Raw genomic sequence first — 14,534 nt, forward strand, 5'->3', positions numbered from 1 at the left:
AGATAATAGTAAAATTAAACAAACAACCCAGTACCAAGCCTAAATGAATCTACCCACAAGTATTTATAAAATCTTATTTCACAACCTTGGTTTTGTTTTTAAACGTGCCATTTGTTGGTTAAGCCAACGACCCATTAAGGGATAGCTATTACGCTAATAGCAACTTATCCCTCCATTCCAAAACCGTATTTTAATTAGAAAAAGTGTTTGCTTAAAAATATTATTTAGCCACCCGAAGCTGATTATAGCTTGCTTAAAATTTAAATCGTGTATCCCGGGCTGTTTATATACATTTAATTTATAAGCAAGGAACAAACAAGCCAATATTAGCCATGCTTATTTTAAGCAACATACTTTTACTTTAAAATACGCCTTGCTGAAAAATAGCAAGCCATAATCAACTTTGTAGCAGATAGTCTAATTTTTAAGCAAGCCATCTACGAGGCTTTATGCTATTTGCTTAAACAATAAATCAATAATCATAAATAAACTCAACTTGAATTATGTCAACAACTGAATTTACAAAAATCCACAGAGAATCAGTAAACTATCCAGCTTTAACAAACGACAGCTTTTATATTCTTATTTCAGATAGTATAAAAGTGGCTCAGCAGCAAAATTTTGCACCCGAGCATGTAATACCAGTAGCACTGGCACCCATCATAGAAAACATGACTACACTTAATGCTGTATTGAGTAAAGAAGTAAATTACTCTGATAGGAGTGAGCTCGACGCGCAGCGCGATGATGATTATGCCTACCTAAAGGTGATGCTTCAAAGTAATGCGATTAATCGCGATGCAGCAAAAAAAAATGCGGCTATTACTCTGCTTAGTGTATTCGATACTTTCGATATTAATTTAGATAGGCTTTCGCTTGATGCACAAACTGCACAGCTCGATAGGGTTATTGCTGCTTGGGCAACACCTGAAAATAAAGCTCACTTTGAAACCCTAGAGCTTACTGCCGATGTCAACAGGCTCGAAGGCTCAGCCGGAGCCTTTAAAAACTACAACATTGAACGTACCAAAAATGGCAATAAGCAAAGCCCCAAGGTACGCGATTTACGCAAAGCCATTCAGGGCGATTTTGTAATGTGGCTTAATGTTTTAGAGGGTTTATCCAACCTAAATAAAGACGAAGCTTGTTACAATACACTAAAAGGCATCAATAAATATATTATTGAGCAAGATGCCCTACTAAAAGCCAAAGCAACCCGCAAGGCAGAAGAAATCTCAAACTAAATTACACTACTAATGGGCATTAACTCTTATGAGTTGGTGCCCTTTATGATACCCAAAAACCTTTGATCCTTTTTTACCATGGCACGAAAAAGAAAAAAGAAAACTACAACATACAACGGCCCCAGCGCCTATAAACGATATCTGAGTAGCCTTCGCTTTGCTTTAAATGATGCTAAACTAGTAACGTGTTATGCAAAATTTAAGTCCAGCGAGTTACACCATATGTTCTATAATTTACCCAAGCTATTACCTGCCGAATCTTGTAACCATTTACTCACTCAGGTAGAATTAAAAAAAATAAACAAACTAATACGCTTTAAACTATTAAAAGAAAAATTAGATGTTGCTGACCGAAATGCAACCATTTTCGATATTATAATATTGTATACTTATTCCATAGGTATGCAAAAACGAATAGCCCGCGAAACGGGGGATAGAAACAACCCCGAGATAGACAAATTTAAAGATTTGGAAAAAAAATTCTACAGACAATTCTTTGAACGCTATGTATTAATGTTAGTTCGGGTTACTTTACAAATGAGTATACCAAGCACAAAATATATAGCAATAAACGTTAGAATTGCAGCCATCTTTAAAGATAATCCGGCATTAGATGTAATAACCGAACTATCTGGTGTAAATGCCAAAAAAAGCTACGTTGGTATAAATGGTAACTATCGCCCTATATTTCAATTAGGCTCGCCCGATTTCACAATTGGTTTCAGGTGGATAGAGGTTTGCAATACCGTACTGCCTGCTACACATCAAACAAAACATGATTCATTAAGCTTGCACATTCAAGCACATGCCTTACGGCGATTAAAAGAGCGACTGAACCTACTTAGTACCGAAGCGCTGCATTATGCTTTATGGGAAAACACGGTAAAAATTAAATCAATATTAGCCTATAAACAATATTTATTGCTACCCTACAAACTACACGGTGTAATAGTGGGCTACATGGTAATGGATGTTATTGAGGATAAACTGATATGCAAAACATTTTTGTTTATTACACACAACTCAACACCCGAAGGTGATAAATTAAAGCAAATTAGTGGTTTGGGAAAACACGATATTAGTTACTGGAAAATTGACCGACTCAGCACCTTTGTTAATATGCCCGAAAACCAATATCCACAGCTACTAGAACTATTTAATGAAGCAGGCCTGGGCGAACTATCCGAATTAAAAAACAAAGCCTTTGATGTAGAAACCCTACAACTAGCCAACCTCGATGGTTTAAGCGAATATATTAGTAGAGGAAGCAACGCTGACCAAGTTCAAAAACAAGAGTTTAAACAAATGCTAGCAAGTTGTGCAGTATAGCTTAAAGTAGTTTCATGTGTTAACAAAGTCTAAAAACACATTGTAAGATATTTTTGGCACATGCTTTGCAATATTCCTATACGAAGAGCATGAGAGTTTTTTCATAGGTTAGGGTTTAGGTTATAGATTGGAATGTCTCTAAGGCATTCCAATTTTATAAAAATCCGCATAAAACAGACATAAGAAGTTTTTTTTCATAGATTAGGGTTTAGGTTAAAGAAAAGGGATTCAACAACGGTTGAAATCCCTTTTTTTATGTCCTTATTTTTTCGACGGTGCACTCAAATATTTACCCACTAACATAGCTAAAACAAGCGTAATATATAACTGTCCGCCCAAGCCTAATATCATAGTTAACAACTGCGCCGAGTTGGTAACTGGCGTAATATCGCCATAACCAATTGTGGTAACTGTTATTGTGGCAAAATAAAAGAAATCGGAGTAATTCGGGTTATCAATGGTATTAAACAGAAATGCATTATTATTACCCATGTAAATAATAGCAGCAAACAAACTCCCTATTATGGCAAATAATAAATAAACATTTATGGCCTCTAAAATCACCCGGTTATCAACACGTTTACTACTGGCCACTTGCCTAAATAATAAATAAACAATATTGGCGAAGAATAATATTTTAAGCCCTTCGGAAATAAACTCCAGGTAAGGTATATTAATGATATAACTAATTACTTCTATACTAATAACCGTAATAAGTGCAAAAGTAAAAAGCTTGTTAAAGCCTTGCTTGATAGATAATAAACTAGTAACAATTAACACATTAAATATAACTCTGTTAATGCCTTGCCCCGTTGGATAGTTCGAGAATAACTGCGAAGAAATAATTAAACACAAAATAATCACAAACAGAATGGTATTTCCCAATAACTGATTGTTGATAAACTTTTTAATTACTTTCTTCATAATTGATAGAATTATATTGATTAAGTATAGGCTTAACTTACAAACTAACTTCAACTAAATATCCTCGGTGCTTTCTCACATTAAGTACCGTATTGTCCTCAAAAATCAAATACTGACCTTTGATCCCTTTTAATACGCCTGATACGGTTTTAGATTTATCAAAACTATCACTCTTTACCTTATCGGGATAAGCACTTACCGGAAAATTAATTTGAGTTAATAAATCCTCTTTCTGAATATATTGTTGTAATTCAACAGGTAACTTACTTGCGGCAACTTTCTTTTCAGCCACTAAATCAACTTCGGCCGATGTACCTTTTAGCATAGCTTGCCAACTGGTTTTATCGCTGTAATATTGCATCAAATACTTTTCTATGGTACCAGCAATATGTCTATTCGGAACGGTTGCCAATATAATGGCTGCACTCGCACCCTGATCAATCCAACGTGTTGGAATTTGCGATTGACGAGTGATACCTACTTTTAAGTTAGACGATACTGCCAAGTATACAATATGTGGCTGCAAACAATGTGTTTTACTCCATTCCATATCGCGCGAAACGCCTAAGTGTGCTTTGCACTGATCTGGTCGTAATATACACTCACTTGCCATTGGCGAGCTTTGAAAGCAATTGTAACAAAAGCCTTGCGAAAACGATTTATTGGTTTTCTTACCGCAGGCAACGCAGTTTATCTGATCTAAAAAAGTAAGTTGAATGTTTTTACCAATAAATGGGTTAAGATCAATTCTATCATCACCTACTGGGAGCGTGTATACAACCTCTGAATTATTTTCAGAGATCATCTTTTCTAAGTTTCCTTTATATAACATATTCTAATAATGTTGTCGTAAATAATATTACACATTGGGTCTTCAACCCAAACCTGCCTACCGGCAGGTAGGCCCTACTTACTTTTCTTTACTTGATGAAAGAAAGTAAGCAAAATCAAGGCTGCTTTACAAATAACTTTTTTATCTATTTAAAGCTTAAGTGCAGCCAAGTGATTTTCGAGCGAAGCTCTCAACTTCTTGGTTTTACTAAAGCTTTAACCAAAACAAAAGCTTTTTGTAAAGAGGCCATTTCCCAGGCGCTCAGCGCAAGCTTCCAATTATAATATTATTGGTTTAATCCTGCGTGCGCATCTACTAATTTATACAACTTATCCGAACGTCGTACTTTTTCTGGTACCACTATTGAAAAGCGTTCGCCTTTAACCGTTTTCAGAACAGGTTTTAGGTCAACTCTAATCTCTTCAACCTTCATTTTTATCACACCAGTGGTAGGCCCGGTAATTAATATATCGTCGCCAACTTCAAGCTCTTGGCTCTCCATTAAAAACTCAGCTACATTAATTTTTGGGAAGTAGTTGGTTCCCTTTCCAATGATCATTTTTCGCTTAGTAGCTCTATTGCCATAATTATGGCTCCATTCGCCTAACTTTTGTCCCAGGTAATAACCATCCCAAAAACCTCTATTGAAAACTGTTTTAAGTTCATTATCCCAGGCGTCAATTTTATCTTGTGTGAAAGTGCCTTCTAAAATAGCATCAAGGGCTTCGTTATAAGCATTACAAACAGTATGCACATACTCAGGACCTCTGGCTCTACCTTCAATTTTAAATACACGCACGCCCGAGTCAACCATCTTGTTTAAAAAATGAATGGTTTTAAGATCCTTTGGCGACATAATATATTCGTTATCCACCTCAAGTTCCTGACCCGTTTCTTTGTCGGTTACAATATAGCTTCTACGGCAAGTTTGTAGGCAAGCCCCTCTATTGGCTGAGGAGTCGGTATTGTGTAAGCTTAAATAACATTTACCTGATACAGCCATACATAAAGCACCATGACTAAACATTTCTATGCGCACCAATTCGCCATTAGGGCCTTTTATTTGCTGCACCTGAATTTCTCTGTAAATATGCGCCACCTGGTCCATATTTAATTCACGAGCCAATACAACAACATCGGCAAATTGAGCATAAAACTTCAATGCCTCAACATTAGAAATATTAAGCTGCGTACTAAGGTGTACTTCAATATCAATTTCTCTGGCAAAGGAAATAGCAGATACATCAGATGCAATAATTGCAGATAAATTGGCTTCTTTTGCAGCAAGAATAATCTTGCGCATCAAGTCTAAATCTTGATCATAAAGAACCGTATTAACAGTAAGGTAGGTTTTTACATTCTCAGCATGCGCAATTTTAGCAATCTCGCGCAAATCGTCAACTGTAAAATTATTTGAGGAGCGCGAGCGCATATTTAAGCCTTCAATTCCAAAATATACTGAATTTGCTCCCCCCTGAATGGCTGCTTGTAAAGATTCGTACGATCCTACAGGTGCCATTATTTCAAAATCTTCCCTCTTCATTATATGTTATCGCTTTTTATATGCCACAAAATTAGCTATTAACTAGCTATTTAAATTCTAAATGACATAAAAAAAGGGTCTCCTTTAAAAGAAAACCCTATTTATATTTAATTTTTTAATCTTCTACTATACGTAAACATTACCAATCTTAATAAGTTTAGGTATGTTTAAAAGTTTAATTTTCCTTCCATTCAGTTCAATCAGCTTATCAGATTTAAACTCAGATAAAAGTCGGATAACTGACTCTGTTGCTGTACCCACCATATTTGCCAACTCTTCGCGAGTTAACGAAATTTGTAAGGTATTCTCATCATCCAATTCAAAAGTATCCATTAACAATAGTAATACTTCAGCTAATCGCTCTCTTACTGTTTTTTGTGCAATATCAGTTAAAAACTTATTGGATTCGGCTAACTCTTTACAAGTAAGCTTCATTAAAGTCATTGAGAATTTAGCATTGTCGTTTAATAAGTTCTCCAGAACTTCGCCTGGCAAGTATATTAAAACAACATCTTGTATCACCTTTGAAGTACTACAAGCTAATTCATCACTGATAACAGATCGGTATCCTATAAGATCTCCTTTCTTAGCAAAACGGATAATTTGTTCTTTACCGTCAAACCCCGTCTTAAATATCTTTAGAATTCCCTGAACAACTAAAAAGGTACCGTTAATTCTACTTCCCTCATGGTAAATTGTTCCGCCTCTTTTATGAAGAGTTGCAACCATACTCTGACTCACACTTTCAATTTGTGATTCAGTAAGTCCTTTAAAAATTTCGAACTCTTGTATGCTTATAGGCTCATTGTAAGGAACACTTTGAACATTCTTCATTCCCTGCTCTTATTGTTAATATCCGAAATGGATTGTTTATAAATTATTCAAAATTAGACTATAATGCTATTTCGAATTAAAAATAATCACTTTTAAAGTGACAAAGATATAAATAAAGATAATATAGTCTAGCTTTTGTCATATTCTATAAAAGAATTATTTATTAAACCGCAATATTATCTTAAATCTATTTCATGCACTTGGTGTGAAATTAACTAAAACAATACATAATAACTATGAAAACAACAGTAGATTTAAAATGGATTAAGAATATGGCCTTCGAATCAAACGTTGGTGGTCATTCAATTAGGATAGATGCAGGCGAAGAACATGGCGGTGATAATTCAGGCCACAGACCTAAGCCTTTAATGCTTTTGGCTTTGGCAGGTTGTACTGGTATGGATATTACATCGATGCTTAAAAAAATGCGCGTTAAGTTCGATGATTTAACCATATCTGTAGAAGGTGAACTAACAGATGAAGATCCTAAATACTACAAGGAGATGACAGTTATTTACCACTTTATAGGTGAGGACTTACCAATGGCAAAGTTAGAACGTGCAGTAAAATTATCGGAAGAACAATATTGTGGGGTTTCTGCTCTATACCAATTGGCCATTCCTGTTCATTTTAAAATTAAGGTAAATTAAGCAGTTTTCAGTCAGGAGTGAGGAGTCTGAAGGGCAGAATATTGTACTTATAATTACTAATAGAAAATTGTGCATGCTGACTTCTGACTATATCTCTAACACATTAATGAGAAATTAATTGGCTCCTATTTCAAATTCTAGCGTATTGTTAGATTTTCGAAGAATTTCGTTAGCCATACCTTTACCTACCTCTTCAAACAATGTAAATACATGCTGTGCTCCGGCATCTCTTAGCATTTCAACCTCATCAGAGTAACGTGCGGTTGCATATATATCAATGGATCTATCCAAACTAATCAATCGTTTGATGGCAAATATATTATTTTGGAAATCGGGTAAAGCCAAAACAACTGTATGGATCTGATTGGGTGGTATTGAATCCCAAAACTTAATATCGGTTGCATCGTGAAGGGCTACATTTCTAATGGCCTTTTCATGCAATTGAATTCTTTTTGGATCAGAATCAAGACCCACAATTTTGTTGGGGTATACTTTATTTAGTTGGTCGTAAATATTGGTACCAACGGTTCCCATCCCAATAATTAACACCTCACGTTTTGAAATATCCACACGAATGATCTCTTCATTTTCTTCCTTCGACGATCCCCACTTATTAATATGCTCTTTGTACTTTTCGAATAGCAAGTGTGCCCTTCCGTTTAATAACGAGGATACGATAAAAGAGATACTAATTATTAATGCAATAACCAGAACCCAATCACTGGTTATTAAACCCGCTTTAGTGGCAAATGCTGCTACAATTAAAGCAAACTCAGAATAGTTGGTTAAACTTACGGATGCAAAAAATGAGGAGTGAGATGGAAATGAAAACCGTGTAAATGAGAAATGATATATTAAAGGTTTTGCCCACAACAATACACTAATTATTACTGCTGCCACTACAGTATCAATAGTTGGAATTCCGTTAAAACCAATTCCTAAGAAAAATGCAATCAAGAAGAAATCTTTGAAGTGGAGCAAATTCTTCGCTAGCTCATTTGATTTTTCATTGTTGGAGATGATTATCCCAAATATAAGCGCTCCTAAATCAGGCTTTAAGCCGACTAATTCGAATAGCTCAGCACCAACAAGAGCCATTAAAAAACCAAACAATGTAAGCATTTCACCATGCCCACTCTTTTTTAGTATACGCAATAATAAAGGGCGTAGAAATGGCAGTAACAAGAGCAATAATGCATAAGGCGAAGGAACCTTTTTAGAAGCAATGGTAATAAACAGAACGGCCAATATATCTTGAATCACCAATATGCCTACTGCCGCTTTCCCTTCGGAGGAGTTTAGGTTACCTCGTTCTTCTAGTATTTTAATTACAAATACAGTACTTGAGAAACTAAGAGCAAATGCAATAATTGAAATTTGAGCTAAAGTAAGATCGGTAAACAATGGTAACCCTACCAGGGATATAAGCCAAATAAAACCAAAACTTACCACTACCGATATGCTTGTAGAAAGCAATGTTCCTCCGAAAATGGCTTTCTCAGCTAGCGTTTTTATATTTATTTTTAATCCAATGGTATAAAGCAATAACAAAACACCAATATCGGCAATGCCCTCTAGCAACTCACTATGCTCAGCATTGGTGGCGTTTAATACAAAACCTGATAACAAGAAACCAAGCATAGGGGGGAGGTTTATTCTTTTAAAAACATAACCTAACGCAAACGCAATACCTAACCAAATTGAATCTAATGCCATACTTTTTATTTATTGTTATGTCAAATATACAACAGCGCTTAACTGTATCCAATAAAAAAGCCGACAACAAATACATGTTACCGGCTTACTAATACGCTTATAATTGATTTATAAAGCAGATTTAAACTGCTCTACAAACCTAACGTCATTCTCAAAGAATAAACGAATATCTTTAATTTGATATTTTAGCATTGTAATACGCTCAATACCCATACCAAAGGCAAAACCTGTATACTTTTCACTATCAATATTTGAGTATTCAAGTACATGCGGATCTACCATACCACAACCTAAAATTTCTACCCAACCAGTGTATTTACAAACATTACATCCTTTACCACCACAAAGTGTACATGAAATATCCATCTCTGCAGATGGCTCAGTAAACGGGAAATAAGATGGGCGTAAACGAATCTCAGTTTTTTCACCAAACATTTCTTTGGCAAAATATAATAAGGTTTGCTTTAAATCGGCAAAGGATACATTCTCATCAATGTATAAACCTTCCACTTGGTGAAAAATACAGTGTGCACGAGCTGAAATAGCTTCGTTACGAAATACACGACCTGGGAAGATGCTACGGATTGGCGGACGTTGCTTCTCCATTACACGAACCTGAACCGATGAAGTATGCGTACGCAATAGTACATCCGGATCTTTTTCAATGAAGAAAGTATCTTGCATATCACGTGCAGGATGCTCCTCTGGAAAATTTAATGCGGTAAATACATGAAAATCATCTTCAATTTCAGGACCTTCAGCAACATTAAACCCTAAGCGTGCGAAAATATCAACAATCTCGTTACGAACAATCGACAATGGATGACGACTACCTAACTTCATTAATGATCCAGGAAGCGTAAAATCTTCACTTTTCTCATCAGTTTTTGTGTTGGCAAATTCAGCTTTAAGGTTATTTATAAAGTCAGTAGCTTCAGCCTTCATTTTATTTAATACCTGACCTACTTCACGTTTTTGTTCATTCGGAATTGTTCTGAATTCGTTAACCAATTCAGAAATCTTTCCTTTTTTACTTAGGTATTTAATTCTAAGGTGTTCTGCTTCGTCAGCAGACTGAACCGTGATTTTCTTTATTTCGTCTTGTAGCGCTTTTATCTTATCGAGCATTATTGCTGAATTTTATTCGTGAATTTGAGGTGCAAATTTAATCATTAATTATCAATTAACAATCCATAATTGATTCATGATTATTGAAGTACTATATGAATGGTTTTTATTCTAATATCATTATAAGGTCTATCCACCGCATCAGTTTCAACTGATGCAATTTTATCAACCACATGCATACCGGAGGTTACCTCGGCAAAAACCACATAATCGCCATCTAAATAAGGAGCGCCTCCTTGTGTTTTATAAATATGCCTTTGCTCCGATGAAAACTTAAAACCCTTTTCTTTTTCAATATCGTTCAGTTCATCATCAGTAAAGGTTCTACCGCCTATTATATAAAACTGCGAACCATCGCTTCGGTTATGTTTATTGCGCTCTGCAGGCATCTTTGAAGCTGCTATGGCACCCCTTTTATGAAATCGGGTTTTAGCAATTTTAGTAGGCAAATTATAACCCGGACCTTGCCAGCCAACTAAATCATCCTTACTAGCATATTTACTATCTGCAGCTCCCGTTTGAATTAAAAAATTCTTTAATACTCGATGTATTAATAGACTATCGTAAAAATTATCGGAAACCAATTTTATAAAATTATCTCTGAAAATAGGTGTTTCGTTATACAGTTTAATACCAATATTACCCATGGTAGTTTCTATATTAAAACCTTTAATCTTTTTATAGGATGGATATATTTTATTGGTTTTAGCTCTTAATTCGTAAACCGAAGTTGGTTGCTTCGCCTGTTTTTTCTGCAATTTTAGAACCTCAGATATCGGAATTAAGCGTGAATAATCACCCTCTTTTGATTTAATGTACTGCGTTATACCAACAACATGGTGTAAATAAGTAAATGCAGGTATGCCATCTTTTAAGGCCCTGTCGAGATTTAGATAGCTTAATGAATCCGTTACCACACGCTCTTTTACAGCAAGCTTCGGAGCATAAATCTTTTTATTTTGTCGATATAAACCTTTTATGCTATCGGGTATATCTTTAATAGCCTTATTTAATTTTAGATAGCGAAGATTCTCGGTATGTGTTTTTAGAATGACCAAATCAGCATTGATATCATAAGCTAAATATCCCGCTACGGGAACCAACTCATCCGATCCGGATATGGCAACCTTTACATTAAAACTCCCTTTTACTAGGCTAAGATTGGTAACCAAAGTTTTTGAGCTTATATAAAAACCATATCCTTGCTTCAGCAGTCTCCCATAATGATCGTAGGTTTCTACCTCAACTACTCCTTTTATATTCTTTTGGAAGGAACCCTTCGGAATACTTCTCTCGTCTTTTGATATGGTACTTGAGTTATTTGAAGATTGTTTACAAGATGACAATCCACAAAGAAGAATGATTAATACAACAAGGAGATTTCGCATCAGCATTTAATTTGTAAGAATTACCAATTTAACATCTTGCAAAGGTCGGTTGTTTTTATCCACTTTAAGAGCCGCAATTTTATTGATGACAGACATACCCGAAACTACTTCGCCAAAAACAGTATAATCACCATCTAACTCAGGTAAACCACCTATACTTGTATAATTTTTTCGTTGCTCATCGGTAAATTCAAGCTTGTTAGAGACAGCGTAATCAAAAGCAATTTTCTCTTTCACATCGCGCAACAGCGCATTAAAGGCTTTTGGATCGGTCTTTTTAAGAACTGCCAAGGAATCTTTAACAGGTAGATAGTACTTTTTCTTGAGTGCAATTTTTATTGGATTATTGGTTGCCTTCTCCAATAAATCTAACTCCTCATTGCTGTATACTTTTCCTTGCACAATGTAAAACTGACTGATATCCGACATCTTAAAATGGTTGATATCTTCAGGTTGACGCGGTGCACAAATCGCTCCCTTTTTATGTATTCTATTTTCTTGAAACTCTGAATCAATGGTTAATTTAGAACTTCCATACCCAATGTGTTTGCCAGCTGGCGCATTTTTAGAATCGGAAGAACCGCCTTGAATCACAAAGTTTTTAACTACTCTGTAGAATAAAGTTCCATCGTAGTGCCCCTCTTTGGCAAGCTGAATAAAGCTATTGCGATGCTTAGGCGTATCGTCGTAAAGCATAATTTTAATTTCGCCCAAATTGGTTGAAATTACAACGGACTTACTTTGTGCCTCAAGCTTTGAAATAATAAATAATGAAGCACAAAAAAGAAATACCTTGAGATAAGAGGACTGCATAAACTATCTTTTTAAAACTTTTACGCGCATTTGAATATCTTCTATTGGCCTATCGCGACCATCGCATTCTTGAGCGGCAATAGCATCCAATACTTCGAAACCGAATTTCTTACCAAACAGAGATTGTACCTTTTCAAAAAGCGTTTTATCTTCAATAAGCTGGCCAAATACAGTATAACTGTCGTCTAAACGAGGCGTACCACCAATGGTTTTATAAGCTTCCTTCACCTCGCTTGGCATTTCATAAGGAGTTTGTTGCTCGTAAATAACATTTACCTCAGCCATAATTTTTTGCTGCAATTGCATTACCTCAGCCTGCTTGTTTGCACGCTGTAAAGCATCTAAACTATCGTTATACTGTTCTAACAACTCGTTAAATATTTTTCTGCGTTGTTGATCTTTTCCTCTATTTTCAATTTGTACCAACTCATCATCTTCAATAATTTCACCTTGCACAATGTAAAACTGCGAACCTGAAGAACGTTTCTCTGGATTTACTCTATCACCTTGTCGTGCTGCTGACAAAGCCCCCTTTTTATGAAAATGCTTTGGATAATCAATCTCCGCAGGAATGGTATAACCCGGACCACCTTTCCCAAGAGGGGCTCCTTGTTTTGCATTTTTTGAATCAGGGTCTCCACCTTGAATCATAAATCCATCAATAACTCTATGAAAAAGTGTGCTATCAATAATTCCCTCATCTACCAACTTTAAAAAATTATCGCGGTGTGCTGGGGTACCATTAAAAAGGCGCACCTTCATGTTACCAAATTTAGTTTTTATCAGCACAATTGGCTCATTACCTTTTTCAGCGCAACCCACAAGAGATATAGCACTAATTAGTAGTAAGATGGATAATAATTTTTTCATAATATTTTAATCTTTTAAGAAACTGTTTCGAAGGCTGAAATATAAGATTTTACGTTTTCTAATACCTTCTTGGTTAACCTAACTTTGGCTTCCTTAGTGAATCCGGTTGTTAAGCTTGATGCAATAATATTATCATATTTAGAGAAAGAATTGGCATGCGGCTTTATTCCTTCGCCGTCAAAAATAGCAAAATTACCTTCTTTCTCAATCCACTGTTCAAAAGCATTCTTCTCAAAAGTTAAACCTAATGATGTGTTTATTAAAATCTTTCCATTCCCAAAGTGCTTAAACTCTTGCTCTCCCATAAGAGATGTTTTTTTAGGAAGATGGGTAGATACAATCTCTGCTGTATGCAGCAACTCGTTTAAAGGCAGAAATTGATAACCTAAGCTATCAGCTTCCCTATTTCTTCGGCGCGAATAATAGAATATTTCAGCACCAAAGGCAGCAAAGCGATTGGCAAGCATCAGGCCGGTTGTGCCCATTCCGATAATGCCAATTTTACGGCGTGTTAATTCCACAGGCTCATTACGCCACATGTTTTTACCAAGACCTTTAATGAGCTGAATGGTTTCTGATATTATAAATTCAATAACGCCCTCATCGCCATAATCACGAATTCCCTTAACTACAATGTTATTCTGATTGGCATAATGCACATCGACATTGGCCGATTTACTATCGTATAAGCTGCAACACATCCCAATATACTTGATGTTGCTACACTGTTTAAGTACATTTTCTCTTATGGGTGTTCGCCACGATACAAAAACGCAGTCGGCATCTTTAATTCTCTCTAAAGTGATTTCATCCTTACCCGGATCATCCTCAAACTGTACAATCGGATTTACGCTTAGCTCCTGCAGCTCATCTATTGCCCATTGGTGAAGACCTGCCTTATCAACTACTACAATTTTATTAAACATCTTATAATTTATCGTTTAAATAATCGATCATAGCCTTTTTCAACATTGCCTCTCTTTCTGATGGGGCAATATCTTCTACCTTTTTCAATACCTCAAACTCAGGCCAACCTTCTTCGTCAACCCCTTTTTGTTTGTAATAACCACATTGTTCAAAAAGTACACAGCGCGCCAAATTAATCATATCCATTTTGTCTTGCTTCTCATATTTCTGAAACCCTTGTCCACGCTCCTGAATACCAATTATAAATAGCAGAAAATCAAAATCGGCCAATACATTAAAACGCTTACTTACTTTTATAAGAAGTTCTTCCCACTCGTTACTTTTATCGCTCATGAT

Annotated in this window: 14 protein-coding genes; 3 read left to right on the forward strand and 11 right to left on the reverse strand. The window is 35.6% G+C overall.

Going from position 1 to position 14,534, the window contains the following annotated elements; genetic code table 11:
- Positions 1-503 precede the first annotated feature (503 nt).
- Positions 504-1,244: a DUF6261 family protein gene (locus QMO11_RS04090; RefSeq protein WP_282036152.1), complete on the forward strand. Its 741-nt coding sequence runs from the start codon at positions 504-506 to the stop codon at positions 1,242-1,244.
- Between the two features lie 78 nt (positions 1,245-1,322).
- Positions 1,323-2,573: a hypothetical protein gene (locus tag QMO11_RS04095; RefSeq protein WP_282036153.1), complete on the forward strand. Its 1,251-nt coding sequence runs from the start codon at positions 1,323-1,325 to the stop codon at positions 2,571-2,573.
- A 261-nt stretch (positions 2,574-2,834) separates the two neighbouring features.
- On the opposite strand, the gene QMO11_RS04100 is transcribed toward QMO11_RS04095, so the two are convergent.
- From QMO11_RS04100 to QMO11_RS04115, 4 genes are all read right to left on the reverse strand, one after another.
- Positions 2,835-3,497: a potassium channel family protein gene (locus QMO11_RS04100; RefSeq protein ID WP_282036154.1), complete on the reverse strand. Its 663-nt coding sequence runs from the start codon at positions 3,495-3,497 to the stop codon at positions 2,835-2,837.
- Between the two features lie 37 nt (positions 3,498-3,534).
- Positions 3,535-4,329 (reverse strand): DUF2797 domain-containing protein, encoded by a 795-nt coding sequence (locus QMO11_RS04105; protein WP_282036155.1) that lies wholly within the window; start codon positions 4,327-4,329, stop codon positions 3,535-3,537.
- 286 nt (positions 4,330-4,615) lie between these two features.
- A complete protein-coding gene (locus tag QMO11_RS04110; protein ID WP_282036156.1) occupies positions 4,616-5,872 on the reverse strand; it encodes a peptidase U32 family protein in 1,257 nt (418 codons plus the stop codon).
- Between the two features lie 126 nt (positions 5,873-5,998).
- Positions 5,999-6,706 (reverse strand): Crp/Fnr family transcriptional regulator, encoded by a 708-nt coding sequence (locus tag QMO11_RS04115; RefSeq protein WP_075603242.1) that lies wholly within the window; start codon positions 6,704-6,706, stop codon positions 5,999-6,001.
- A gap of 236 nt (positions 6,707-6,942) precedes the next feature.
- On the opposite strand from QMO11_RS04115, the gene QMO11_RS04120 reads away from it, so the two are divergent.
- A complete protein-coding gene (locus QMO11_RS04120) occupies positions 6,943-7,356 on the forward strand; it encodes an OsmC family protein (protein WP_282036157.1) in 414 nt (137 codons plus the stop codon).
- A gap of 114 nt (positions 7,357-7,470) precedes the next feature.
- Here the strand turns inward: QMO11_RS04120 and QMO11_RS04125 are convergent, their stop codons facing one another.
- The 7 genes from QMO11_RS04125 to QMO11_RS04155 form a co-directional block, all read right to left on the reverse strand.
- Entirely contained in the window at positions 7,471-9,072 is a 1,602-nt protein-coding gene (locus tag QMO11_RS04125; protein ID WP_282036158.1) for a cation:proton antiporter family protein, read from the reverse strand.
- Positions 9,073-9,180: 108 nt separating this feature from the next.
- The gene (gene pheS, locus QMO11_RS04130) at positions 9,181-10,200 is read right to left on the reverse strand and encodes a phenylalanine--tRNA ligase subunit alpha (protein ID WP_075603239.1); all 1,020 of its coding nucleotides are present in this window, start codon (positions 10,198-10,200) and stop codon (positions 9,181-9,183) included.
- Between the two features lie 80 nt (positions 10,201-10,280).
- The gene (locus QMO11_RS04135) at positions 10,281-11,588 is read right to left on the reverse strand and encodes a peptidylprolyl isomerase (protein WP_282036159.1); all 1,308 of its coding nucleotides are present in this window, start codon (positions 11,586-11,588) and stop codon (positions 10,281-10,283) included.
- A 6-nt stretch (positions 11,589-11,594) separates the two neighbouring features.
- Entirely contained in the window at positions 11,595-12,401 is an 807-nt protein-coding gene (locus QMO11_RS04140) for a peptidylprolyl isomerase (protein WP_282036160.1), read from the reverse strand.
- A gap of 3 nt (positions 12,402-12,404) precedes the next feature.
- A complete protein-coding gene (locus tag QMO11_RS04145; RefSeq protein ID WP_282036161.1) occupies positions 12,405-13,271 on the reverse strand; it encodes a peptidylprolyl isomerase in 867 nt (288 codons plus the stop codon).
- 14 nt (positions 13,272-13,285) lie between these two features.
- Entirely contained in the window at positions 13,286-14,197 is a 912-nt protein-coding gene (locus tag QMO11_RS04150; RefSeq protein WP_282036162.1) for an NAD(P)-dependent oxidoreductase, read from the reverse strand.
- Position 14,198: 1 nt separating this feature from the next.
- Positions 14,199-14,531 carry a hypothetical protein gene (locus QMO11_RS04155; RefSeq protein ID WP_282036163.1) on the reverse strand — a complete coding sequence of 111 codons (333 nt, stop codon included), beginning with the start codon at positions 14,529-14,531 and terminating at the stop codon, positions 14,199-14,201.
- Positions 14,532-14,534: the final 3 nt, after the last annotated feature.

The organism is Saccharicrinis aurantiacus, assembly GCF_947489045.1.
Lineage (GTDB): Bacteria > Bacteroidota > Bacteroidia > Bacteroidales > Marinilabiliaceae > Saccharicrinis > Saccharicrinis aurantiacus.

Coding starts and splice junctions, on each gene's coding strand:
- QMO11_RS04090 (WP_282036152.1), top strand. CDS start 504: ATGTCAACAACTGAATTTACAAAAATCCACAGAGAATCAGTAAACTAT.
- QMO11_RS04095 (WP_282036153.1), top strand. CDS start 1,323: ATGGCACGAAAAAGAAAAAAGAAAACTACAACATACAACGGCCCCAGC.
- QMO11_RS04100 (WP_282036154.1), bottom strand. CDS start 3,497: ATGAAGAAAGTAATTAAAAAGTTTATCAACAATCAGTTATTGGGAAAT.
- QMO11_RS04105 (WP_282036155.1), bottom strand. CDS start 4,329: ATGTTATATAAAGGAAACTTAGAAAAGATGATCTCTGAAAATAATTCA.
- QMO11_RS04110 (WP_282036156.1), bottom strand. CDS start 5,872: ATGAAGAGGGAAGATTTTGAAATAATGGCACCTGTAGGATCGTACGAA.
- QMO11_RS04115 (WP_075603242.1), bottom strand. CDS start 6,706: ATGAAGAATGTTCAAAGTGTTCCTTACAATGAGCCTATAAGCATACAA.
- QMO11_RS04120 (WP_282036157.1), top strand. CDS start 6,943: ATGAAAACAACAGTAGATTTAAAATGGATTAAGAATATGGCCTTCGAA.
- QMO11_RS04125 (WP_282036158.1), bottom strand. CDS start 9,072: ATGGCATTAGATTCAATTTGGTTAGGTATTGCGTTTGCGTTAGGTTAT.
- pheS (WP_075603239.1), bottom strand. CDS start 10,200: ATGCTCGATAAGATAAAAGCGCTACAAGACGAAATAAAGAAAATCACG.
- QMO11_RS04135 (WP_282036159.1), bottom strand. CDS start 11,588: ATGCGAAATCTCCTTGTTGTATTAATCATTCTTCTTTGTGGATTGTCA.
- QMO11_RS04140 (WP_282036160.1), bottom strand. CDS start 12,401: ATGCAGTCCTCTTATCTCAAGGTATTTCTTTTTTGTGCTTCATTATTT.
- QMO11_RS04145 (WP_282036161.1), bottom strand. CDS start 13,271: ATGAAAAAATTATTATCCATCTTACTACTAATTAGTGCTATATCTCTT.
- QMO11_RS04150 (WP_282036162.1), bottom strand. CDS start 14,197: ATGTTTAATAAAATTGTAGTAGTTGATAAGGCAGGTCTTCACCAATGG.
- QMO11_RS04155 (WP_282036163.1), bottom strand. CDS start 14,531: ATGAGCGATAAAAGTAACGAGTGGGAAGAACTTCTTATAAAAGTAAGT.